Source organism: Sphaerisporangium fuscum, from assembly GCF_018531465.1.
GTDB lineage: Bacteria > Actinomycetota > Actinomycetes > Streptosporangiales > Streptosporangiaceae > Sphaerisporangium > Sphaerisporangium fuscum.
On record NZ_JAHDTF010000026.1, the window covers coordinates 20,437 to 42,553 of the forward strand.

Sequence of the window (22,117 nt, forward strand, 5' to 3'; positions counted from 1 at the left end):
CCCATGCTGGGAAACATCCTGATCACCGGAGGGGCGTCCGGGCTCGGACGCGCCGTCGCCGCCGCCGTCGCCAAGGCGGGCGGACGGCCCCTCGTGATCGACCTCGCACCCCCCGAGGACGGATTCGACCACGTCACGGCCGACCTGGCCGACCGGGCGCGGGCGGAGGCGGCCGTACGGGAACTGGCCGAACGCGCGGGCGGCCTCGACGGGGTGGTGACGGCCGCGGGCATCGACGCCTGCGGACCGCTGTCGGACGTCCCCGCCGACCGCTGGGAACGGGTCGTCCAGGTCAACCTGCTCGGCACGGCCTCCGTCGTGCGCGCCGCGCTGCCGTACCTCGAACGCTCCGGCGGCAGGGTGGTGACCTGCGCGTCCACCCTCGGGCTCCGGGCGGTCGGCGACGCGACCGCGTACTGCGCCTCGAAGTTCGGCGTCGTCGGGTTCACCCGGGCGCTCGCCGCCGAACTCGCCGGGCGTGTCGGGGTGACGCTGCTGGTGCCCGGCGGCATGGACACCCACTTCTTCGACGACCGGGACGAGAAGTACAAGCCGGGCCCCGACGCGCGGCTCAACCAGCCCGAGGACGTGGCCGCGACCGTGGTCTTCGCCCTCGGCCGGCCCAAGGGATGCGAGATACGCGAGCTCCTGGTCGCCCACTCCACCGAGACCTCATGGCCGTGAACGACGTGCGCGTCCCCACGATGCTCGTCCTGCGGGGGCTGGGCCTGGGGGACCTGCTCGCCGGGGTGCCGGCGCTGCGCGGGCTGCGCCGGGCCCATCCCGGGCACCGGATCGTCCTGGCGACCCCCGCCTCGCTCGCCGGCCTGCTGCCGCTCATCGGGGCGGTCGACGAGCTGCTCGACGTGCGCGGCACCGGACCCGTGCCGTACGAGGAACCCGGCATCGCGGTCAACCTGCACGGCAGCGGCCCGCAGAGCGTCGAGGCGCTCCTGCGTACCCGCCCCGCACGGCTCCTCACCCACGCTCACCCGGCGTTCCCGCAGGTCACCGGCCCGCCCTGGCCGGCCGGCGTGCACGAGGTGACCCGGTGGTGCGCCATGCTCGAGTGGTACGGCGTGCCGGCCGACCCCTCCGACATCCTCCTTCTCCCGCCCTCCACCCTTGCCGGGAGCCGGGGGCACGTGATCGTCCACCCCGGGGCGGCCTACCCGGCGCGGCGCTGGCCGCCGCGGCGGTTCGCCGAGGTGGCGGCCGAGCTGCGCGCCGCGGGCCACCGGGTGCTGGTCACGGGCGGGGCCGCTGAGCGTGATCTGGCGCTGGAGGTGGCGGCCCTGGCCGGCCTGCCCGAGGAGCAGGTGCTCGCGGGCCGGACCGACGTCGCGGGCCTGGCCGCCCTCGTGGCGGCGGCCCGGCTGGTGATCTGCGGCGACACGGGTGTGGCCCATCTGGCGACCGGGTTCGCCACGCCCTCGGTCGTGCTCTTCGGCCCGATCTCGCCCGCCCTGTGGGGTCCGCCTCCCCTCGAACGCCACGTCGCCCTGTGGGCGGGCCGCTCCGGCGACCCGCACGGCGGCACGCCCGACCCCGGCCTGCTGGAGATCGGCGTCCCCGAGGTGCTGGACGCCGCCGCCCGGCTCCTGGCCCCCGCCCGCCGGGCGCCCACGCCCGTGAGGTGACCGCGCCCGGCCGTCCCGCAGCCATCCGAACCACCGAAAGGAACAGACCGATGAGGATCGTCGTCACCGGGGGAGCGGGTTTCCTCGGCTCCCATCTCTGCGAGCGGCTCCTGGCGCGGGGCGCCGACGTGACGTGCATGGACGACTTCCTCACCGGCTCGCCCCGCAACGTCGAGCACCTGATGGGGAACCCCGGCTTCCACGTGATCGAGTGCGACGTCACGGGGTTCGTCCACGTGCCGGGGGAGGTCGATCTCGTGCTGCACTTCGCCTCGGCCGCCTCCCCGATCGACTATCTGAGGCACCCCATCGAGACCCTGAAGGTGGGCAGTCTCGGCACGTTGCACGCCCTCGGGCTGGCGAAGGAGAAGGGCGCCCGGTTCGTCCTCGCCTCGACCAGCGAGGTGTACGGCGACCCGCTCGAACACCCGCAGCGCGAGAGCTACTGGGGGAACGTCAACCCCGTCGGGCCGCGCAGCGTGTACGACGAGGCCAAGCGGTTCGCCGAGTCCCTCACGACGGCGTACCGCAACTCCAACGGCACCGACACCGGCATCGTGCGGATCTTCAACACCTACGGTCCCCGCATGCGCCCGCACGACGGCCGGGCGATCCCGACCTTCATCCGCCAGGCCCTCACCGGCGAGCCCCTGACCGTGGCCGGCGACGGGCGGCAGACGCGGTCCATCTGCTACGTCGACGACACCGTGGAAGGCGTGCTGGCGCTGGCCGGGAGCGACTTCGAGGGCCCGGTGAACATCGGCAACCCCTCCGAGATGTCGATGCTGGAGCTCGCCGAGACGATCCGGGACCTGACCGGATCCTCCTCACCCATCCGCTTCGTCGACCGGCCCGCCGACGACCCGGCCGTGCGCCGTCCCGACACCTCGCTCGCCGCCGAGCGGCTCGGCTGGCACCCCCGGGTGGACCCGATCACCGGCCTGCGGCGAACGATCGAGTGGTTCACCGCCGAACTGCGGGGCGGGCGGGCGGAGGCGGACGCCGGCGGCTCCCGAGGTTGAGCCGGCGGCCCGGGGGTACCCCAGCCGCATCGGGCCCGCTGTCCGCGCAGGTCAGAGGGCTGCCGGAACATCACCACGCATCCGCTGGAGGTCATCATGTCGCATCGGGAGTCCCGTCCGGACGACGAGAACGTCCCGCTCGCCGACCGCAGGGCGGGCCAGGAGGACCTCTTCGACGACGCCGACTTCGCCGGCGAGTTCACCCCGTCACCGACCGACCCGGCGAACCAGCCTGAGCTGGACCCCGACGACAGGCGGGTGCACGGGGAGGACGAGGGATACGAGAAGCCGACCTCGGGCTGACCGTATATGCCGGGCCGGCGGGGGTAGCGGTCGAGGAATTCGAGGGAGGTAACCGATGAAGGCCGTCACCTGGCACGGCAAGCGCGACGTTCGGGTCGAGGAGGTCCCCGACCCGGTGATCAAGGAACCGACCGACGCGATCATCAAGATCACCTCGACCGGCGTCTGCGGCTCCGACCTGCATCTCTACGAGGTCATGGGCCCCTTCATGGGCGAGGGCGACATCCTCGGCCACGAGCCGATGGGCGTCGTCCAGGAGGTCGGCGCCGAGGTGAAGGGCATCGCGCCCGGCGACCGCGTGGTCGTCCCGTTCAACATCAGCTGCGGCGGCTGTCACATGTGCGCGCTGAAGCTGTACGCGCAGTGCGAGACGACCCAGGTCCGCGAGCACGGCACCGGCGCCGCGCTGTTCGGCTACACGAAGCTGTACGGCGAGGTGCCGGGCGCCCAGGCGGAGTACCTCCGCGTGCCGCAGGCGCACTTCGGGCCGATCAAGGTGCCCGAGGGGCCGCCGGACGAGCGGTTCGTGTACCTGTCCGACGTGCTGCCGACCGCCTGGCAGGCCGTCGCCTTCGCCGACGTCCCGCCGGGCGGCAGCGTCACCGTCCTCGGCCTCGGCCCGATCGGGCAGATGGCGGCCCGCGTGGCGAGGTACCTCGGCCACCGGGTGATCGCGGTGGACGGCGTCGCCGCGCGCCTGCAGATGGCCCGCCGGCACGGCATCGAGGTGATCGACGCCCGGGAGGCCGGCGACGTGCCCGAGGCGGTCCGCACGCTCACCGCCGGGCGCGGCACCGACTCGGTCATCGACGCCGTCGGCATGGAGGCCCACGGCTCGCCGGTCGCCAAGCTGGCCCACGCCGCCACGGGGCTGCTGCCCGCCGCGATGGCCGCCCCCCTGATGCGGACGGCGGGCGTCGACCGGCTCGCCGCGCTCAACCAGGCCATCGACATCGTGCGCAGGTCGGGCACCATCTCGGTCGTCGGCGTCTACGGCGGCATGGCCGACCCGATGCCGATGATGCGCATGTTCGACAAGGGCGTCACGCTGCGGATGGGGCAGGCCCACGTCAAGCGGTGGATCGACGACCTGCTCCCGCTGGTGGGCGACGACGCCGACCCGCTCGGCGTGATGGACCTGGCCACGCACCGCCTCCCGCTGGAACAGGCGCCGCACGCCTACGAGATCTTCCAGAAGAAGCAGGACGGCGCGATCAAGATCCTGCTGAACCCGTGACCCCGGCCCCCTCCAGGTGACCGGCCGCCGCGCGTACAGGCCGGACAGGACGGCCGTGCCCGCGCGGCCGGCGCCCGGGGCGCTAGCCGGAGATCGCGATGCGGAGGCGGCGGAAGCCGCGGCCCTTGCTCTCGATCTTGGCGACCCTGATGCGGCCGATCTGCTTGGTGGAGGCGACGTGGGTGCCGCCGTCGGCCTGCGTGTCGAGGCCCACGATGTCGATGAGACGCACCTGCTCGACCCCCTCGGGCACGAGGTTGGTCGCGGTGCGGATGATGTCGGGGATCGCGAACGCCTCCTCGCGCGGCAGCACCCGCACGTCGATGCGCCGGTCGGCGGCTATCTCGGCGTTGCAGGCCTCCTCGACGGCCTCCTTGAACCCCGGCGGCACCTCGGGCAGGTTGAAGTCCATGCGGGCGGTGAGCGGCTCCATGTTCCCGCCGGTCACCAGCGCGCCGTAGTCGCGGAACACCACCCCGCACAGCACGTGCAGGCCGGAGTGGGTGCGCATCAGCGCCGAGCGCCGCTCGTCGGCGACCGCCCCGCGCACGACCGTGCCCGGCGGCGGGACGGGGTCGCCCTCGCGCGGGATCAGCTGGAGGTCGTCGCCCTTGCGGACGCCCTCGATGCGCGTCTCCACCCCCTGCCACAGCAGGACGCCGTGATCGGCCGGCTGGCCGCCGCCGCCCGGGTAGAAGGCGGACCGGTCGACGACGATGCCCTCGGGGCCCGACTCCAGCACGACGGCCTCGAAGGAGCGCAGCTCCTGGTCGGAGAGTTCCAGCCGCCGCGTACGCCCGTGCAGGTCGAAGCTCATGGCGAAAGCTTAAGGCCCGGCGGGGTGGCGCGGTCCGGGGTCGTGGGTAGCTAGGGAGGGGAGAAGCCCGCGGGGTGAAATCGGGTAGAGATTTAAAAGGCGGGCAAAGGGGACTTATGCAACGTAGGGGTTGGATCTCGCGCTGGCCGGTGATCCGGCAGCTGAGGGGCGAGGACGCCAGGCGCGACGCCGCCAGGTCCCCCCACACCGACGCCCTGGCGCCCCGGACCGAGCAGGCCGAGAAGGTCGCCAGGTCCGTCTGCCCGTACTGCGCCGTCGGCTGCGCCCAGCTGGTGTACGTCAAGGACGGGCGCGTCAGCCAGATCGAGGGCGACCCCGACTCGCCCGTCTCCCGCGGCCGCCTGTGCCCCAAGGGATCGGCCAGCAAGCAGCTGGTCACCCGGCCGGGACGGCCCACCGAGGTGCTCTACCGCCGGCCGTACGGCACCGAGTGGGAACGCCTCGACCTCGAGCGCGCCATGGACATGATCGCCGACCGGGTCGTGGAGACCCGGCGCCGCACCTGGGAGGAGACCCACGAGGGCGACGTCGTACGACGCACCCTCGGCATCGCCGGCCTGGGCGGGGCGACGCTCGACAACGAAGAGAACTACCTGATGAAGAAGCTCTACACCGCCATGGGAGCCATTCAGGTGGAGAACCAGGCCCGTATTTGACACTCCTCCACCGTCCCCGGTCTGGGGACCAGCTTCGGGCGCGGCGGCGCGACCACCTTCCAGCAGGACCTGGCGGGCAGTGACTGCATCGTCATCCAGGGCTCCAACATGGCCGAATGCCATCCGGTGGGGTTCCAGTGGGTGATGGAGGCCAAGGCTCGCGGGGCGAAGGTGTTCCACATCGACCCCCGCTTCACCCGCACGAGCGCGATGGCGGACCACTTCCTCCCGATCCGGGCGGGAACCGACATCGTGCTGCTCGGCGCGCTGATCAAGTACGTCCTGGACGGTGAGCACGACTTCAGGGAGTACGTGCTGGAGTACACCAACGCCTCGTTCATCGTCTCGGAGGACTACCGCGACACCGAGGACCTGGACGGCGTGTTCTCCGGCTGGGACGAGGAGTCGCGCATCTACGACCCCTCCAGCTGGGCCTACGAGGGCGCGGAGGAACAGGCGGCCGCCGGGCAGAGCGGCGAGCACGCGGCGGCCGGCCGCCACCACGCCGAGGCGGCCCGGCCCGACCAGTACGGCTCCGGCGGCGCCGCCGCCCACCCGCGCCCCGACAGCGACCGCACGCTCGGCCACCCGCGCTGCGTGTACCAGATCCTCAAACGGCACTTCGCCCGCTACACCCCCGAGATGGTGGAACAGGTGTGCGGCATCGCGCCGGAGGACTTCCACCGGCTGGCCGAGGCCGTCGTCGCCAACAGCGGCAGGGAGCGCACCACCGCCTGGGTGTACTCGGTCGGCTGGACCCAGCACACCGTCGGCGTGCAGTACATCCGCACCGCCTCGATCCTGCAGTTGCTGCTGGGCAACATCGGGCGGCCCGGCGGCGGCATCCTCGCCCTGCGCGGCCACGCCTCCATCCAGGGGTCCACCGACATCCCGACCCTGTTCAACATCCTGCCGGGCTACCTGCCGATGCCGCACGCCCGCATGCACGGCGGCCTGGACGAATACCTCGGCGTCGCGGCGGGCGAAACCGGCTTCTGGGGCAACAAGCGGTCGTACATGGTGAGCCTGCTGAAGTCCTGGTGGGGCGATGCGGCCATCGAGGAGAACGACTACTGCTTCGGCTACCTGCCCCGCCTCACCGGCGACCACGGCACCTACGCGACCGTGATGGGGCAGATCGAGGGCAGGGTCAAGGGCTACTTCGTCATGGGCGAGAACCCCGCGGTCGGCTCCTCCGGCGGCCGGGCGCAGCGGTTCGGCCTCGCCAACCTCGAATGGCTCGTCGTCCGCGACATGGCGATGATCGAGACGGCCACGTTCTGGAAGGACGGCCCGGAGATCGAGACGGGCGAGATGCGCACCGGGGACATCGCCACCGAGGTGTTCTTCCTGCCCGCCGCGAGCCACGTGGAGAAGGAGGGCTCCTTCACCAACACCCAGCGGCTGCTCCAATGGCGGGAGAAGGCCGTCGAGCCGCCCGGCGACTGCCGCAGCGACCTGTGGTTCTACTACCACCTCGGCAAGCGCGTCCGGCGGCGCCTCACCGACGATGAGATGGACCGGCCGCTGCGCGACCTCACCTGGGACTACCCCGAAGAGGGGCCGCACCGCGACCCGTCCGCCGAGGCGGTACTGCGGGAGATCAACGGCACCGGTCCCGGCGGCCGCGCGCTGTCGGCGTACATGGAACTCAAACCGGACGGCTCCACGAGCTGCGGCTGCTGGATCTACTGCGGCGTCTACGCCGACGACGTCAACCAGGCCGCCCGCCGCCGGCCGCGCGGCGAGCAGTCCGACGTCGCCCTCGAATGGGGGTGGGCGTGGCCGCTCAACCGGCGCATCCTCTACAACCGCGCCTCCGCCGACCCCGAGGGCAGGCCGTGGAGCGAGCGCAAGGCCTACATCTGGTGGGACCCCGGCACGGGCGAGTGGACCGGGAAGGACGTGCCCGACTTCGAGAAGGACAAGCCGCCGGACTACCGGCCCCCGCCGGACGCCACGGCGGAGGCCGCCATCTCGGGCACCGATCCGTTCATCATGCAGAGCGACGGCAGGGGGTGGCTGTTCGCTCCCGCCGGGCTCGCCGACGGCCCGCTGCCCACCCACTACGAGCCGCACGAGTCGCCGGTGCCCAACGTGCTGTACGAGCGGCGGCGGGCCAACCCCGGGCGCAGGACGTACGACAAGCCCGAGACGCCGTACAACCCGCCGTGCTCGCCGCGCTTCCCGTACGTGATCACCACCTACCGCCTCACCGAGCACCACACCGCCGGCGGCATGAGCCGCACGCTGCCCTACCTGGCCGAGCTGCAGCCGGAGATGTTCTGCGAGGTCTCGCCCGAACTGGCCGCCGAACGCGGCCTCGAGAACGGCGGGTGGGCCACGATCATCACCACCCGGTCCGTCATCGAGGCGCGGGTGCTGGTGACCGAGCGCATGCGGCCGCTGCGCCTGCAGGGCCGCACCGTGCACCAGGTCGGCGCGCCGTACCACTGGGGCCGGGGCGGCGACGCCGCGGTCACCGGCGACTCGGCCAACGACCTGATGCCCATCGTGCTCGACCCCAACGTACTCATCCAGGAGAGCAAGGCCTCCACCTGCGACATCCGCTCCGGGCGGCGCCCGAAGGGCGAGGCGCTGCGCCGGCTCATCGAGGAGTACCGCCGTGAGTGAGCGCATGGGGTTCTTCACCGACACGAGCATCTGCATCGGGTGCAAGGCCTGCGAGGTCGCCTGCAAGGAATGGAACAACGTGCCCGACGACGGGTTCCTGTTCCGGGCGACCTCCTACGACAACACCGGCATGCTGGGCGCCTCCACCTGGCGGCACGTCGCCTTCGTCGAGACCGCCGACAGCTGGCTCATGGCCTCCGACGTCTGCAAGCACTGCACGCACGCCGCCTGCCTGGACGTCTGCCCCACCGGCGCGCTGTTCCGCACCGAGTTCGACACCGTCGTCGTCCAGTCCGACGTCTGCAACGGCTGCGGCTACTGCGTCCCCGCCTGCCCCTACGGGGTGATCGACCGCAGGGAGGACGACGGCCGCGCCTGGAAGTGCACCATGTGCTACGACCGCCTGCGCGGGGGCCTCGAACCGGCCTGCGCCAAGGCCTGCCCGACCGACTCCATCCAGTTCGGCGCGCTGGACGAGCTGCGCGAACGCGCCGAGGCCCGCCTGGCCGACCTGCACGCCCAGGGCAAGGAGGAGGCCCGCCTGTACGGCGAGGACCCGCACGACGGCGTGGGCGGCGACGGCGCGTTCTTCCTGCTGATGGCCCCGCCCGAGACGTACGGCCTGCCCCCCGACCCCGTCGTCACCACGCGCGACCTGCCGTCGATGTGGCGCTGGGCCGCCGCCGCGGCCCTGACCATGACGGCCGCCGCCGCGGCCTCGACCCTCGTAAGGCGCCGATGACCACGATGCCCCTCATGGCCTCCCCGCCGGGTCGCCCCGTCCCCGGCGCCGACGGAGGGCGGCGAATGACCATGATGACGCGCGTGACTCCGCGCCGGCTCCGGCGCCGATGGAGGGCGGCGATGACCACGATGACGCTCGTGCACTCCCCGACGGGCCACTCCGGCACGGACACCCCGGTGGAAGGCGGCGATGATGGCTCGTGAGACGACGATGGTGCCCCGGGCCGAGTTCACCTCGTACTACGGCCAGCCGGTGCTCAAACCCCCGATCTGGCACGAGCCCCACATGCCTCTCTACCTCTATCTCGGCGGCGTCTCCGGCGCCCTGGCCCTCTCCGCCGCCATGGAGGAACTCCGCAATCTCACTCCCCGCCTCGGCGCTCGGCGGAGCGGGGTCCGCGGGAGGTCCGCCGGCCGGCTTTCTCCCTCGCCTTGGGGGTTGCGTCTTTTGTCCGGCGCCGCGTCGGCGAGGAGAGGTACGGCGATGCCGGCGCGGTCGTACGGCGGTCGGCGTGGTTTCGGTGGAGGTGGGGTCGGCGGGTGGTTTTCTTCCTCGCCTTGGGGGATGCGTCTTTTGTCCGGCGCCGCGTCGGCGAGGACAGGTACGGCGATGCCGGCGCCGTCGTACCGCGGTCGGCGTGGTTCCGGTGTCCGGGGTCGGTTGCGGGTGCTGGGGGAGCCGGGGGTGTTCACGCGGGTGGGGGCGCTGGGCGCCCTGGTGGCGGGATCGGGGTTCCTGATCGCGGAGCTGGGCCGCCCCGAGCGCTTCCTGAACATGCTGCGCGTGTTCAAGACGACCTCCCCGATGAGCATGGGCTCGTGGATCCTCGCCACCCACGGCGGGCTCACCTCGCTCGCGGCCGGGTCGGCCGTCACCGGCCTGTTCCCCGGCGCCGGCCGGGCCGCCGCGATCGCCTCCGGCGTCACCGGGCCGATGATGGCGACCTACACGGCCGTCCTGGTCTCCGACACCGCCGTACCCGCCTGGCACGAGGCCCGCCGTGAGTTGCCCTTCATGTTCGCCGGCAGCGCGCTGGCCGGGGCGGGCGCGCTCGGCATGCTCGCCTCGCTCGCCGACCCTGCCAAGGCGGGGCCGGCCAGGCGCATGGCCGTGGTGGGCGCGGCGATGGAGACGGTGGCGGGCACGGTGATGGAACACCGTCTCGGCCGCCTCGCCGACCCCTACCGGCAGGACGCCATGTCGCGCGCCGCCCGTCTGCTGATCGCCTCCGGCGGGGCCCTCACCGTCCTCGCCGCCGTGGCCTCGACGAAGGTGGGCCGCCGCGCCCGGGTGCCGGCCGCCGTCCTCACCACCGCGGCGGTCGCCGCCCTCACGGCCGGCTCCGTGTGCACCCGCTTCGGTGTGCTCCGCGCCGGGCGGGCCTCCGCCGAGGACCCGTCGTACACGATCGTCTCGCAGCGTGAACGGGTGAACGCCCGAGGGCGGCGCACCGAAGAGGTGGAGACCCCGCCCGGGCACTAGACTCACGGCTCGCATTCCGGTGAGACACCCCTGAACGGACGCGCGACGCCCGGATACGGGGCCGATGGGCGAGGCGGCACAGAGCGTGGAAGAGCGCATCGAACGGGCCAGGGAGCTGTACGAACGCGCCGTCTTCGGGGGCGACCCCTCCGGGCTGGAGCCCGCCGAGCGGGACCTCGACGGTGTGGAGGCCGACCTGGCGCTGGCCCGGGGCCGGATCCTCCACGCGCGGTTCCTCGAGCGGCGCGAGGAGGACCCCGCCGAGCTGTCCCTGTTCGAGCGGGCCGCCGAGCTCTACGAGAAGCTCGGCGACGTGCGCGGTCAGGCCGAGGCGCTGTTCTGGGTCGGCGTCTGCCACCAGGTCGTCCGCGGGGACGACTCCGCCGTGCCCGTCCTCGAACGGTCCCGGGAACTGGCCGCGCGGGCAGGTGACGAGCTGACCATGTCGTACGCCCTCAGGCACCTCGGGATCGCCGAGCACATGGCGGGCCGGCTGGAGGCGGCACGCGAGAGGCTGGAGGAGTCGACGCGCCTGCGCCGCGAGATCGGTTTCCTGCCCGGCGTGGCCGCGAACCTGGTCGGGCTGGCCTATCTCGCCGCCGGGCAGGGCCGCCACGACGACGCGCCGGCGCTCCTCGACGAGGCGGCCGAGATCGCCCGCGCGACCGGCGCCCACGGCATCGCCCGCCAGGTGGAACAGGCCCGCGCGGACCTGTAACGCTTGTCGTCTTCCGCTCAAGGGTCTTCCGGGCGAACACCCTGGGGTGAATCGGTGCTTTCGCTGTCAGTCACCGCGGCCGGCGGCGCAGCTCACGGGAGGTGGCGCGGGCAAAGCGATCGGCTGCTGCCGCCGGTACTGTTCCAGGTCGACGAGGTTCCCGTTGATCGCGTTGCGCCTCTGAAGTTCCGCCCAGTACACCGGGTCGAGGAAGATCGCGGGGTTCCACTGCGACTGTGTCAGGTCCGTCAGTTGCCCCAGGTACAGCACGGCGTCGGCCAGCTTTCCCAAGGGGACGCCGCACAGCCGCGGCGCGTCCATGAACTGTCCCGCGTCGGTGGATTCCAGCCAGCTGCCCGAGCACGGGATCACGGTGCGCCGTGCACAGGTCGCCAGGCGGGGATGGCTGCCGGCCACGATCACGTAGACGTGCTGGCCGGTCTGTTCCTCGATCAGCGGGACTCCGTGGTCGGCGTTCTGTCCTGGGGCCGGCGAGTGCATCACGTGCCCGCTGCCGTAGCAGATCAGTGCCCGGCGTTTCCTGGCGAGCACTTCCCGTTTCACCACTGACGCCATGTGGGCGTCACGTTGGGCCAGAAAGACATCCACTTGATCCTGGGTGGTGATGTGGGACCAGTCGATCGACGGATCACCGAGCAGCACCCGGATCCTGCGCTCCGCGGGCAGCGTCCAGTTGACGGCGCGGACCGTCCGGAAGAACTGTTCGCGGATCGGCTGGTCGCCGGTGGCCCCGGGCGACTGCGTGGTGTTCCGCCAGACCTGCCGCAACACGTGGTCGTCGACGGCCGCGCCGGCGACGAACCGGTCGACGATCGGCTGGTACAGCGCGTTGCCGAACTCAACGACGATGTCGTCGACCACCTGCGGCAACCGCGGATCTGCAAGCAGCATCTGCTGCGCGTCACCGTGTTCCTGCTGGCCGTGTGACTCACCGATCGCAACGAGCCGGTGGCGCTCGAAGGCCGCGAGCACCGCCGGGATGAGGTCCTGTGCGGCCGCGTCGGCCCTGCCCGTCGAGCCGGTCGTCGGCTGCCCGCCGCCGCTGATCACCGAGCTGGTCGTCAGCAGTCCGCCGGCTGCCGTACTGGCACCGGTGATGGCGAGGAACCTACGCCGCGTCAACCGTGGATCTTTCACGTCTGGTCCTATCTGGAGGAGATTTCGCTGGTGTGACGGACACCGTGCTCACGGGTCGTGCCTCTCGTGGACACCTTTCCGGGATGGTTATACGGCGCGGCCGGTGTCGGCAGGGTGTCAGCGGCTGACACTCGGCCGACACCGGATCCCTGGCATCGTGAGCGGTGCGGTCGCGCCTGCCGATCGCGGCACCACGAACGAGAAGGAGGCCGATCGTGCGAGTTCTGGTCGTTGAAGACTTCGAGGTTCTGGCCAGGACGATCGGGACCGGGTTGCGCCGCGAGGGCATGGCGGTGGACGTCGTTCTCGATGGCGACGACGCTCTGGCCCACCTTGCCGACACCCGATACGACGTGGTGGTGCTGGACCGCGACCTGCCCGGCATCCCCGGCGACGACGTGTGCCGACACATCGCCGCCGGTGGCACCGGGTCGCGAGTGCTGATGCTCACCGCCGCGGGCACCGTGCGAGACAGAGTCGAGGGCCTGGGTCTGGGCGCCGACGACTACCTGCCCAAACCGTTCGACTTCATCGAACTCGTGGCCCGTGTGCGCGCCCTGGGGCGCCGCTCGGCGCCCGCCGTGCCTCCGATCCTCCGGGCGGAAGATCTGACCCTGGACCCGAGCCGGCGGGTGGCCTTTCGTGGCGGACGGCGCTTGGAGCTCACCCCGAAGGAGTTCGCCCTGCTGGAGTGCCTGCTGGCTGCCGGTGACCGGGTCATGTCCGCGGAGGAGTTGCTGGAACGGGTCTGGGACGAGGCCGCTGACCCGTTCACCACGGCCGTCAAGACGACCGTGCGCCGGTTGCGGGCCAAACTCGGCGAACCGCCGGTGATCGAGACCATTCGTGAGGGCGGCTACCGGATCGGAGTCCCGCGGTGAATCCCGCATTGGACCCAACGGTGACCGGCCGTGCCCGGCACCACCTGCGCCGGCCGTCCCTGCGCACGCAGCTTACGACGCTGTACGCCGGCCTGGTCCTGGCCGTCGTCGTCCCGATGCTGCTGTTCGCTGGTTTCCTGTTCGGCAGGGACCGGATCCGCCTCCGGGCCGGGGACGCCGCCCCTCCGCCCGACACGGCCGCCCAGCAGGTCGATGCCGTGCTCCCGATCACCGGGATCATCGTCGTGGTCCTCACCGTGCTGGCCGCGTGGTGGCTGGCGGGGCGCTTCCTGCGCCCGCTGCGCGCCATGACCGTGACCGCCCAGGAGATCTCCGCCACCAATCTCAACCGGCGGCTCGGCCTGCGCGGCCCGGACGACGAGCTGACCAGGCTGGGGCGCACCCTCGACGACTTGTTCGAGCGGCTGGACTCCTCGTTCGCGGCCCAGCGCCACTTCGTGGCCAACGCCTCACATGAGCTGCGCACCCCGCTGGCCGGTCTGCGCGCCGTACTCCAGGTCGCCCTCGCCGACCCTGATGCGAGCGAGGCCAGCCTTCGAGCCGCGTGCGAGGAAGCACTCGTTCTCGGAGAACGGCAGGAACATCTGATCGACGCCCTGCTCACGCTGGCCGAAGGACAGAAGGGCCTCGAGCACCGGGAGGTGGTCGACCTGGCTGATGTCACCAAGGCGGTGATGCTGTCGCGCCGTGCGCAGGCCACCCGGCGAACCATCACGGTCCAGGCATCTCTGGACCCGGCACCGATCAGCGGTGACCCCTACCTGATCACCAGCATGATCGGCAACCTGGTCGACAACGCACTCCGCCACAACGTCCCCGGCGGACACGTCACCATTGCCACCGAACGCACGAACGGGTGCGCCCGCCTATCGGTCACCAACACTGGCCCGACCATCCGATCGCAGGACCTACGACGGCTTTTCCAGCCATTCCAGCGACTCGGTATCCAACGAACCCACACCACCGAAGGTCACGGACTCGGCCTGGTCATAGTGCAGGCCGTCGCCGACGCACACGGCGCGCAGCTCACAGCCCACCCACGCCCCGGGGGTGGCTTGGACGTGACCGTACTGTTCGGCTGACCCACCGGCCGATGCCTCCTGCCCCTCGTTATGTGTCACATCCTCCAGAAGGGCGATCTCCGGTGTCCGTCCCTTCCCCTTCACTCAACACCCAAGCGGGCACCGTCGACCGCTCCAGCTGCAAAGCCACGATCAGCATCGAAATCCGCACCAGCCCAGAGCCTTGACGACCCCGCCCTGACCTTGACTGCACGGCATCGGGTCTAGCCCTGCTCGGCCAGCCACTCGTCGAAGGTGGTAGGGGTGATGCGGGCGCCCTCGCCGGGCAGCAGCACGTCGCCCGCCATCTCCGGGCCGAACAGCCCCGACCACGTCGGCACGAGCTTCGCCTTGTGGCCGCGCGCCTCGTTGGTGCGCCGGGCCATGTCGACCAGGTCCTGCGGCTCGGGGCCGGCGACGTCGGCGTACCGCCCCTGCGGCTCGCCGGTGGCGACCTCGGCGAGGACCTCGGCCAGGTCCGCGGGGGCGATCGGCTGCACCAGCAGCGGGGCGATCCTGGCGGCGCCGTCCCGCTCGGTCCAGCCCGCCACCATCGCGGCGAAGTCGTGGAACTGGGTGGCAGGCACGATCGTCCACGGCACCGGGCCGTCGGCGACCAGGCCTTCCTGCTCCCGCTTGCCGGCGTAGTGCGCGTTCCCCTCGACCCGGTCGATCCCCACGATCGACAGCAGCACGTGGTGACGGACCCCCGCCTTCTCCTCGGCGGCGAGCAGGTTGCGGGTGGTGGTCCCGAAGTAGGCCACCGTCTCCGCCCGGTCGGTGGCCGGCCCGTTGCTGGCGTCGACCACCGCCTCCACGCCGGCGAGGGCCTGGTCGAGTCCCTCGCCGGTCAGCAGGTCCACCCCCAGGGAACGGCTGATGCGCACGACCTCGTGCCCGTCTCGCTCCAGGGCGGCGACGGTCAGTGATCCGATGTTCCCGGTTGCGCCGGCTACTGCGATACGCATGATGATCTCTCCTCGCTCAGACGCCATCACCATATCTCGGACTAAATAGATCCGCAATGTCTGCAATATGCTGGAGGCATGAAGCTGCCTGTGAGCACCGAATGGGTGTTGCACTGCGCCACGACGCTGGCGCAGCTGGAGCCGGGAGCGACCGCGTCGGCGGCCCAGCTCGCGGAGTACTACGACATCCCCGCGCCCTACCTCGCCAAGCAGCTGCAGGCGCTGGTCAGGGCCGGCGTGCTCGCCGCGACCACCGGTCCGCGCGGCGGGTTCCGGCTGGCGGTGCCGCCCGCCGAGATCACCCTGCTCCAGATCGTGGAGGCGGTCGACGGCGCGTCCTCGCCCTACACGTGCCGGGAGATCCGCCAGCAGGGACGCGGGGCGCTGCGGCCCGAGGACTGCCGACGTATGTGCGTCCTGGCCGAGAAGATGGGCGACGCGCACGACGCCTGGCGGCGCAGCCTGGCCGGCGTCTCGCTCGCCGACATCCTCGCCGAGCTACCCCCGACGGCCCCGGCCCGCACCCGTTCACGCCTGGCCGGCCTGCGCTGAGGCCGGCCACGCCGCCGTCAGCGGTGGCCGACGCTGGTGACGGTGGGACGGTCGTCGTCGGGGGAGGAGGGGACGATGAGCCGGCGGGCCATCTCCGTGGCGTCCTGCCTGGTGAGGCCGGTCAATCTCTGGGTGTGGATCTACGTTGTAAAGGACGCGAACCGGTCACTCCCGATCGTCCCCGACGCCGTACGTCGAGGCCCGGAACAGGAAGGACGCCCACGAGCGGTAGGGCCGCCACGCCTCCGCCAGCCTCCGGTACGCCGACGGCGGCGCGTCCTCCGGCAGGCCGTACGCCTCCCGCAGGATCGCGAACAGGCGCGGCTCGTCGCCCGGGAACGCGTCCGGCGCGCCCGCGCCGCGGATCAGGATCAGCCCCGCGGAGAACGGCCCCACGCCGGGCAGCCCGCGCAGCTCGGCCAGCGCATCCTCCGGAGGCAGCGCGCGCAGGTGCTCGGTGGTGAGCATGCCGTCGAGCGCCGCTCGGGCCAGCCCCCGCAGCCACTCCTCCTTCTGCGGCGGCAGGCCGAGGCCCCCTGCCTCCAGCAGCGTCACGGGCGGCGGGAACGCGACGTACGCCCGCCCGTGCACGGCGACCTTCGCGCCGTACCGCTCGGCTATGCGCTGCTTGATCTTGGAGGCGACCAGCATCGACGACCGTTGCACGATCACCGCCCAGCACGCCGCCTCCCAGGGAGTCCAGAAGCACACCGGCCGCAGGCCCGGGCTGCGCCGCTGCACCCCGGCGAGCACCGGATCGGCCTCACCGAGCTTGGCGAAACCGGTGCCGTCCACGTCGAGCGAGAGGATGCGCGCCACCTCGCCCCGGATCCCCGGACCCGCCGCCCGGGTCGTGGCCACTGCGACCCCGCCCGGCGCGGCCGTCACGGTCACGCCGATCGGCAGCCAGTCGGTCTCGGCGCAGTAGGCGAACCGCAGCGCCCGCCCGTCGCCCGGCAGCGCGCGGGTCGCCGGCCAGTCCTCCAGGAAGCGCAGCGAGGCACCGAAGTCGAACGGCCCCTCGGCGGCGAGCGTGAATCCGTGCGTCGTCATGCGCGCATCGTAGGGCGCGGCACGCGGCGAACGTGCCGCGGCCCGTCCCGGAGGCGAACCGGCGCGACCGGGACGGGACGGCGGAACCCGCCGGCCGGCGGCCGGTCAGCGCAGGAGCAGGGCGGGACCGTCGGAGGCGACGAGCTCGCCGATGACCGGCGCGCCGGGCACCTCGCCCGCCACCAGCAGGCCGCCCGAGGTCTGGGCGTCGGCGAGGAGCAGCAGCGTCTCCTCGTCGAGACCGCCCGCGTCGAGGTGGGGCTCCACCCAGGCCAGGTTGCGGCGCGTGCCCCCGCTGACGTAGCCGTCGCGCGCCGCCTCGCGCGCGCCCTCGACGAACGGCACCGCGGCGGTGTCGACGACCGCGGTCACACCGCTCGCCCGGGCCAGCTTGTACAGGTGCCCCAGCAGGCCGAACCCCGTGACGTCGGTGGCGCACGTCGCCCCCGCCGCCAGGGCGGCACGGGAGGCGTCCCTGTTCAGGGTGGTCATGACGGCGACGGCCTGCTCGAACACCTCGCCGGTGGCCTTGTGCCTGGTGTTGAGCACCCCGACCCCGAGCGGCTTGGTCAGCGAGAGGGGCAGCCCCGGCCGTCCCGCGCCGATGCGCAGCAGCCGGTCGGGGTGGGCGAGCCCGGTGACGGCCATGCCGTACTTCGGCTCGGGGTCGTCGACGCTGTGCCCGCCCGCCACGTGGCAGCCGGCGGCGTCGGCGGCGTCGAGGCCGCCGCGCAGCACCTCGGTGACCAGTTCCATGGGCAGCGTGTCGCGCGGCCAGCCGAGCAGGTTGACCGCGATCAGCGGCTCGCCGCCCACCGCGTACACGTCCGAGAGGGCGTTGGTGGCCGCGATGCGGCCCCAGGTGTAGGCGTCGTCCACGACCGGGGTGAAGAAGTCGGCGGTGGCGACGACCGCCCGGTCGCCGTCGACCCGGACGGCGGCGGCGTCGTCCCCGTCGTCCAGCCCGATCAGCAGTCCGTCGGCGTCGGGCCTCACCAGCCCCGCGACGATGGACTCCAGCTCTCCCGGCGGGATCTTGCAGGCGCACCCGCCGCCGTGCGCGTACTGCGTCAGCCGTACTGTCATAGGTGTATTTTGATCTACCGGAGGTGTCTGGGCGCCTGGTGGCCCCCGCGGTCTTCAAAACCGACGAGGCCGAGGATCTCGGCCTGGCGGGTTCGATTCCCGTCCGCCTCCGCCAACCCGGCATGAACGCAACATCGCCGCGCGTATCGAGGACGGCGACACCGCGAGCTGGGCGGACCGGTGACACATCGGGGACCCGGCCTGGAGGGTTGGATTCCCGCCCGCCCGCGCCACTAAGCTCGACCGGCGTGGACGATCTCCGTCGGAGGGTGCCGCGCACCGACGCCCTGCTGGCCGATCCCCGGCTCGTCGCCGCCGCGGAGCTGCTCGGCAGGCCGCTGGTGAAGGCCGCCGTCACCGAGGCCCAGCAGCGGGCCAGATCGGGGGCCATCGCTCCCGAACGGGTCGCCGAGTCGGCGCTCGCCGCGCTGCGGGCGCTCGGGCCGCCGCGCCGGGTCGTCAACGCCACCGGCGTGCTGCTGCACACCAACCTCGGACGGGCCCCGCTGTCGGACGCCGCCGTGCGGGCCGTCACCACCGCGGCCGGGGCCACCGACGTCGAGTTCGACCTGGAGACCGGCGCGCGCGGGCGGCGGGGCCGGGGCGCTCTCGCCGCCCTCGCCGCGGCCGTGCCGGCGGCCGAGGCGGTCCACGTCGTCAACAACAACGCCGCCGCGCTCGTCCTGGCCGCCACCGTCCTGGCCGCGGGCCGCGAGATCGTCGTCAGCCGCGGCGAGCTGGTCGAGATCGGCGACGGCTTCCGCATCCCCGACCTGCTCGTCTCCACCGGCGCCCGGCTGCGGGAGGTCGGCACCACCAACCGCACCCATCTGGCCGACTACGCCGGCGCGCTCGGGCCCGGCACCGGCTTCGTGCTGAAGGTGCACCCGTCGAACTACCGGGTCGAGGGCTTCACCGGCGCGGTCGAGGTGCGCGAGCTGGCGACGCTCGGCGTGCCGGTCGTCGTCGACATCGGCTCGGGGCTGCTGGAGCCCGAGCACCTGCTCCCCGAGGAGCCGTCCGCGGCCGAGGCCCTGCGCGCGGGGGCCGATCTCGTCACGGCCAGCGGCGACAAGCTCCTCGGCGGTCCGCAGGCCGGGCTGCTGCTCGGGCGGCGCGACCTCGTCGAACGGCTCAGGCGTCACCCGCTCGCGCGGGCGCTGCGCGTCGACAAGCTGACGCTCGCGGCGCTGGAGGCGACCCTGCGCGATCCGGCGCCGCCGGTCGTGGCCGCCCTGCACGCCGACGCGGACGTGCTGGCCAAGCGTGCCGAGACGATCGCCGCGGCGTTGCGGCGCGCCGGGGTCGACGCCGTCGCCGTGCCGAGCCTGGCCACGATCGGGGGCGGGGGCGCGCCGGGCGTCACCCTTCCGAGCGCCGCGGTGAGCCTGCCGGAGGCCCTGGCCGCGCGGCTGCGGACGGGCGAGCCCGCCGTGGTCGGACGCGTCGAGAACGGCCGTCTCCTGCTCGACCTGCGCTCGGTGCCGGAGGAGCACGACCGGGAGCTGACCGAGGCGGTCCTGCGGTGACCCCGGTCCCGGGAGGGGGCCGCAGGGGCGCCGCCGAGGCCGTCCCGCCGGTTCAGAGGAGGCGTTCCAGGTGATGCACGTCGTGGCCACCGCCGGGCATGTCGACCACGGCAAGTCCACGCTCGTACGGGCGCTGACGGGCATGGAGCCCGACAGGCTCGAGGAGGAGCGGCGCCGGGGCCTCACCATCGAGCTCGGGTACGCCTGGACGACCCTGCCGTCCGGGGCCCGGCTCGCGTTCGTCGACGTGCCGGGGCACGAGCGGTTCCTCGCCACGATGCTGGCCGGCGTCGGCCCGGCGCCCGCCGCCCTGCTCGTCGTCGCCGCCGACGAAGGCTGGATGCCGCAGTCGGAGGAGCACCTGGTCGCCCTGGAGGCCCTCGGCCTGCGGCACCTCCTGCTCGCGGTGACGCGGTCCGACCTCGCCGACCCCGGGCCCGCCACCGTCCAGGCGCTGGAGAGGCTGGCGGCGGGAGGCCTCGCCGACGTGGAGGCGGTGGCGGTCAGCGGACGCACGGGGGCCGGGCTCGCCGACCTGACCGCCGCGCTCGACCGCCTGGTGGCGCGGCTCCCCGCGCCCGACCCGTCGGCCCCCGTACGGCTGTGGGTCGACCGGGCGTTCACGGTGCGCGGCAGCGGCACGGTGGTCACCGGCACCCTCCCGGCGGGGCGCGTCGCCGTGGGCGACGAGCTGAGCCTCGACGGCGTCCCGGTCAGGATCCGCGGGCTGCAGAGCCTCAAGGAGGAGGTGGAGTCGGTGACCGGCGTGGCGCGGGTCGCGGCGAACGTCCGCGGCTCCTTCACCCGGGGGACCGCCCTGATCGACCCGGCCGGCTGGACGATGACGGACCTGGTGGACGTCCGCCTCTCGCCCGCCGCCCCGTCCCTGGAGGAGACGGCGCTGCCCGCCGAGGTGACCGCCCACATCGGGTCGGCGGCCGTGGGGTGCCAGGTGCGGCCGCTCGACGGGAAGGTCGTCCGGCTGCGGCTGGCCAGACGGCTGCCGCTGCACGTCGGTGACGTCCTCGTGCTGCGCGACCCCGGACGGCCGCGCGACCGGCTGCGCGTACTGGCCGGGGCCACCGTGCTCGACCTGCGCCCGCCGCCCCTGGGGGGCAGGGGGTCCGCCAGGGAACGCGCCGCGTGGCTCGCCGACGCGCCGGGAGCGGCGTCCCTGCTGCGCACCCACCGTTTCCTCACCACCGCCCAGCTCGCCGCGATGGGAGTGACGCCGCCGGGCGCTCCCGTGGCGGGCGAATGGCACGCCGATCCGGAACTCTGGGCGGGCATGCCGGACCGCCTCGCCCTCGCCGTGGAGGGTTACGGCGCCCGGCACCCGCTGGACCCCGGCATGCCGCTGGAGGCGGCCCGGCAGGCCCTCTACCTGCCCGACCGGGCCCTGGTACAGGCGCTGATCAGCCCGCCGCTCGCCGTGGCGGACGGCCGCGTCGTCATCGGCGCGCCCACGCTGCCGGCACCCGTCGCGGCGGCCGTCTCCCGGCTGCGCGCCGAGCTGACCGAGTCCCCCTTCCGCGCGCCGGAGGCCGACCGGCTCGCCGCGCTGGGCCTCGGGTCGAAGGAGATCGCGGCGGCGGTCCGGGCGGGCGCCCTGTTCCGGGTCTGCGACGGCGTCGTGCTCCTCCCCGGAGCCGACCGCCAGGCCGCGTCCGTCCTCGCCGAGCTGCCGCAGCCCTTCACGGTCAGCCAGGCCCGCCAGGCGCTCGGCACCACCCGGCGCGTCGCCGTGCCCCTGCTGGAGCATCTCGACAGGCTGCGGCTCACCGTCCGCGAGGGCGAGGGCCTGCGCCGCTGCGCCCCGGCAAGCCCATGAGGTCGGTGACCCGTCCCGCCGCTCCTCTCGGGGAGCGGTGACCGTATGACCCGGTGGCGCAGGGCCCTGGTGACGCCCGTGGTGTACGACTTCGGCGTCGAACACGAACGGCTCGCCACTCTCGGCGCCAGACTGCTGTGGGGCGCGGACGCCCGGCGCTTCTACCGGGAGATCGACGACCTGCGGGGCCTCGCCGGGACGGCCACGGTGCTGGACGTGCCGTGCGGGGGAGGGGTCGCGTTCCGGGGGCAGGAGGGCCGCGGACCGCTCCGCTACCTCGCGCTCGACCTGTCACCGGTGATGCTGCGGCGGGCGCGGGCGAACGCGCGGCGGCGCCGGCTGGACGGCGTCCGGTTCACGCAGGGGAGCGTCGCCGCCCTGCCCTGCCGGGACGCGGCGTTCGACCTCTGCCTGAGCTACTTCGGCCTGCACTGTTTCCCGGACCCGCCCGGGGCGCTGGCCGAGATGGCCCGCGTCCTGCGGCCCGGCGGCACGTTGCGTGGCACCGCGATCGTGCTGGGGAGCGGCCGGCGACAGGACGCCGCCATACGCGTCCTGCGCCGGACGGGCACCTTCGGCCACGTGGACACGGCGGCCGCCCTGACCTCCTGGCTGACCGCCGCCGGCCTGCACCGGATCACCGTGGAGAGGGACGGCGCGATCGCCTTCTTCTCCGCCCACCGTCCCCACTGACGCCCCCGG

Annotated in this window: 20 protein-coding genes and 1 tRNA gene; 16 read left to right on the top strand and 5 right to left on the bottom strand. The window is 73.1% G+C overall.

Annotated features, from left to right (window positions below; genetic code table 11):
• Positions 1–3: 3 nt before the first annotated feature.
• The 5 genes from KIK05_RS30705 (at position 4) to KIK05_RS30725 (ending at position 4,202) form a co-directional block, all read left to right on the top strand.
• Entirely contained in the window at positions 4–684 is a 681-nt protein-coding gene (locus KIK05_RS30705; RefSeq protein ID WP_214414379.1) for an SDR family oxidoreductase, read from the top strand.
• Entirely contained in the window at positions 675–1,640 is a 966-nt protein-coding gene (locus KIK05_RS30710) for a glycosyltransferase family 9 protein (RefSeq protein WP_214414380.1), read from the top strand. The genes KIK05_RS30705 and KIK05_RS30710 overlap by 10 nt, the downstream gene beginning before the upstream one ends.
• A 50-nt stretch (positions 1,641–1,690) precedes the next feature.
• The gene (locus tag KIK05_RS30715; protein WP_214414381.1) at positions 1,691–2,662 is read left to right on the top strand and encodes a UDP-glucuronic acid decarboxylase family protein; all 972 of its coding nucleotides are present in this window, start codon (positions 1,691–1,693) and stop codon (positions 2,660–2,662) included.
• A gap of 96 nt (positions 2,663–2,758) precedes the next feature.
• Positions 2,759–2,965, top strand: coding sequence for a hypothetical protein (locus tag KIK05_RS30720; RefSeq protein WP_214414382.1), 207 nt, complete (start codon positions 2,759–2,761; stop codon positions 2,963–2,965).
• A gap of 55 nt (positions 2,966–3,020) precedes the next feature.
• Positions 3,021–4,202 (top strand): zinc-dependent alcohol dehydrogenase, encoded by a 1,182-nt coding sequence (locus KIK05_RS30725; protein WP_214414383.1) that lies wholly within the window; start codon positions 3,021–3,023, stop codon positions 4,200–4,202.
• 82 nt (positions 4,203–4,284) lie between these two features.
• Here KIK05_RS30725 and KIK05_RS30730 read toward each other — a convergent pair whose 3' ends face one another.
• Positions 4,285–5,019, bottom strand: coding sequence for an alanyl-tRNA editing protein (locus KIK05_RS30730; protein WP_214414384.1), 735 nt, complete (start codon positions 5,017–5,019; stop codon positions 4,285–4,287).
• Between the two features lie 116 nt (positions 5,020–5,135).
• Between KIK05_RS30730 and fdh the strand changes: the two genes are divergently transcribed.
• The 4 genes from fdh to KIK05_RS30750 all read left to right on the top strand — a co-directional run bounded on the left by fdh (position 5,136) and on the right by KIK05_RS30750 (position 11,275).
• Positions 5,136–8,330: a formate dehydrogenase gene (gene fdh, locus KIK05_RS30735; RefSeq protein WP_214414385.1), complete on the top strand. Its 3,195-nt coding sequence runs from the start codon at positions 5,136–5,138 to the stop codon at positions 8,328–8,330.
• Between the two features lie 4 nt (positions 8,331–8,334).
• On the top strand, positions 8,335–9,072 hold the full coding sequence (locus KIK05_RS30740) for a 4Fe-4S dicluster domain-containing protein (protein WP_214414519.1): 738 nt from the start codon (positions 8,335–8,337) through the stop codon (positions 9,070–9,072).
• Positions 9,073–9,759: 687 nt separating this feature from the next.
• Positions 9,760–10,557, top strand: a complete 798-nt coding sequence (locus KIK05_RS30745) for a polysulfide reductase (protein WP_308250184.1) — start codon at positions 9,760–9,762, stop codon at positions 10,555–10,557.
• Between the two features lie 85 nt (positions 10,558–10,642).
• Positions 10,643–11,275 carry a tetratricopeptide repeat protein gene (locus tag KIK05_RS30750; RefSeq protein WP_214414386.1) on the top strand — a complete coding sequence of 211 codons (633 nt, stop codon included), beginning with the start codon at positions 10,643–10,645 and terminating at the stop codon, positions 11,273–11,275.
• A gap of 66 nt (positions 11,276–11,341) precedes the next feature.
• Here KIK05_RS30750 and KIK05_RS30755 read toward each other — a convergent pair whose 3' ends face one another.
• On the bottom strand, positions 11,342–12,346 hold the full coding sequence (locus KIK05_RS30755) for a ChaN family lipoprotein (protein ID WP_214414387.1): 1,005 nt from the start codon (positions 12,344–12,346) through the stop codon (positions 11,342–11,344).
• A 302-nt stretch (positions 12,347–12,648) separates the two neighbouring features.
• Between KIK05_RS30755 and KIK05_RS30760 the strand changes: the two genes are divergently transcribed.
• Both KIK05_RS30760 and KIK05_RS30765 read left to right on the top strand, forming a co-directional pair.
• Positions 12,649–13,314 carry a response regulator transcription factor gene (locus tag KIK05_RS30760; RefSeq protein WP_214414388.1) on the top strand — a complete coding sequence of 222 codons (666 nt, stop codon included), beginning with the start codon at positions 12,649–12,651 and terminating at the stop codon, positions 13,312–13,314.
• Positions 13,311–14,417: a sensor histidine kinase gene (locus KIK05_RS30765; RefSeq protein WP_214414389.1), complete on the top strand. Its 1,107-nt coding sequence runs from the start codon at positions 13,311–13,313 to the stop codon at positions 14,415–14,417. The genes KIK05_RS30760 and KIK05_RS30765 overlap by 4 nt, the downstream gene beginning before the upstream one ends.
• A 203-nt stretch (positions 14,418–14,620) precedes the next feature.
• On the opposite strand, the gene KIK05_RS30770 is transcribed toward KIK05_RS30765, so the two are convergent.
• A complete protein-coding gene (locus tag KIK05_RS30770; RefSeq protein ID WP_214414390.1) occupies positions 14,621–15,364 on the bottom strand; it encodes an SDR family oxidoreductase in 744 nt (247 codons plus the stop codon).
• A 78-nt stretch (positions 15,365–15,442) separates the two neighbouring features.
• Here KIK05_RS30770 and KIK05_RS30775 point away from each other — a divergent pair, with 78 nt between their 5' ends.
• The gene (locus KIK05_RS30775) at positions 15,443–15,916 is read left to right on the top strand and encodes an RrF2 family transcriptional regulator (RefSeq protein WP_214414391.1); all 474 of its coding nucleotides are present in this window, start codon (positions 15,443–15,445) and stop codon (positions 15,914–15,916) included.
• Between the two features lie 165 nt (positions 15,917–16,081).
• Here the strand turns inward: KIK05_RS30775 and KIK05_RS30780 are convergent, their stop codons facing one another.
• Complete coding sequence (locus tag KIK05_RS30780; protein ID WP_214414392.1) at positions 16,082–16,969, bottom strand: DNA-3-methyladenine glycosylase family protein; 888 nt, start codon at positions 16,967–16,969, stop codon at positions 16,082–16,084.
• 105 nt (positions 16,970–17,074) lie between these two features.
• The gene (gene selD / locus KIK05_RS30785; RefSeq protein ID WP_214414393.1) at positions 17,075–18,055 is read right to left on the bottom strand and encodes a selenide, water dikinase SelD; all 981 of its coding nucleotides are present in this window, start codon (positions 18,053–18,055) and stop codon (positions 17,075–17,077) included.
• A 19-nt stretch (positions 18,056–18,074) separates the two neighbouring features.
• Between selD and KIK05_RS30790 the strand changes: the two genes are divergently transcribed.
• The 4 genes from KIK05_RS30790 to KIK05_RS30805 all read left to right on the top strand — a co-directional run bounded on the left by KIK05_RS30790 (position 18,075) and on the right by KIK05_RS30805 (position 22,108).
• Positions 18,075–18,170 (top strand) — tRNA-Sec (locus KIK05_RS30790).
• A 133-nt stretch (positions 18,171–18,303) separates the two neighbouring features.
• Complete coding sequence (gene selA, locus KIK05_RS30795) at positions 18,304–19,584, top strand: L-seryl-tRNA(Sec) selenium transferase (RefSeq protein WP_308250185.1); 1,281 nt, start codon at positions 18,304–18,306, stop codon at positions 19,582–19,584.
• Between the two features lie 73 nt (positions 19,585–19,657).
• On the top strand, positions 19,658–21,415 hold the full coding sequence (gene selB, locus KIK05_RS30800) for a selenocysteine-specific translation elongation factor (protein ID WP_214414521.1): 1,758 nt from the start codon (positions 19,658–19,660) through the stop codon (positions 21,413–21,415).
• Positions 21,416–21,460: 45 nt separating this feature from the next.
• On the top strand, positions 21,461–22,108 hold the full coding sequence (locus KIK05_RS30805) for a class I SAM-dependent methyltransferase (RefSeq protein ID WP_214414395.1): 648 nt from the start codon (positions 21,461–21,463) through the stop codon (positions 22,106–22,108).
• Positions 22,109–22,117: the final 9 nt, after the last annotated feature.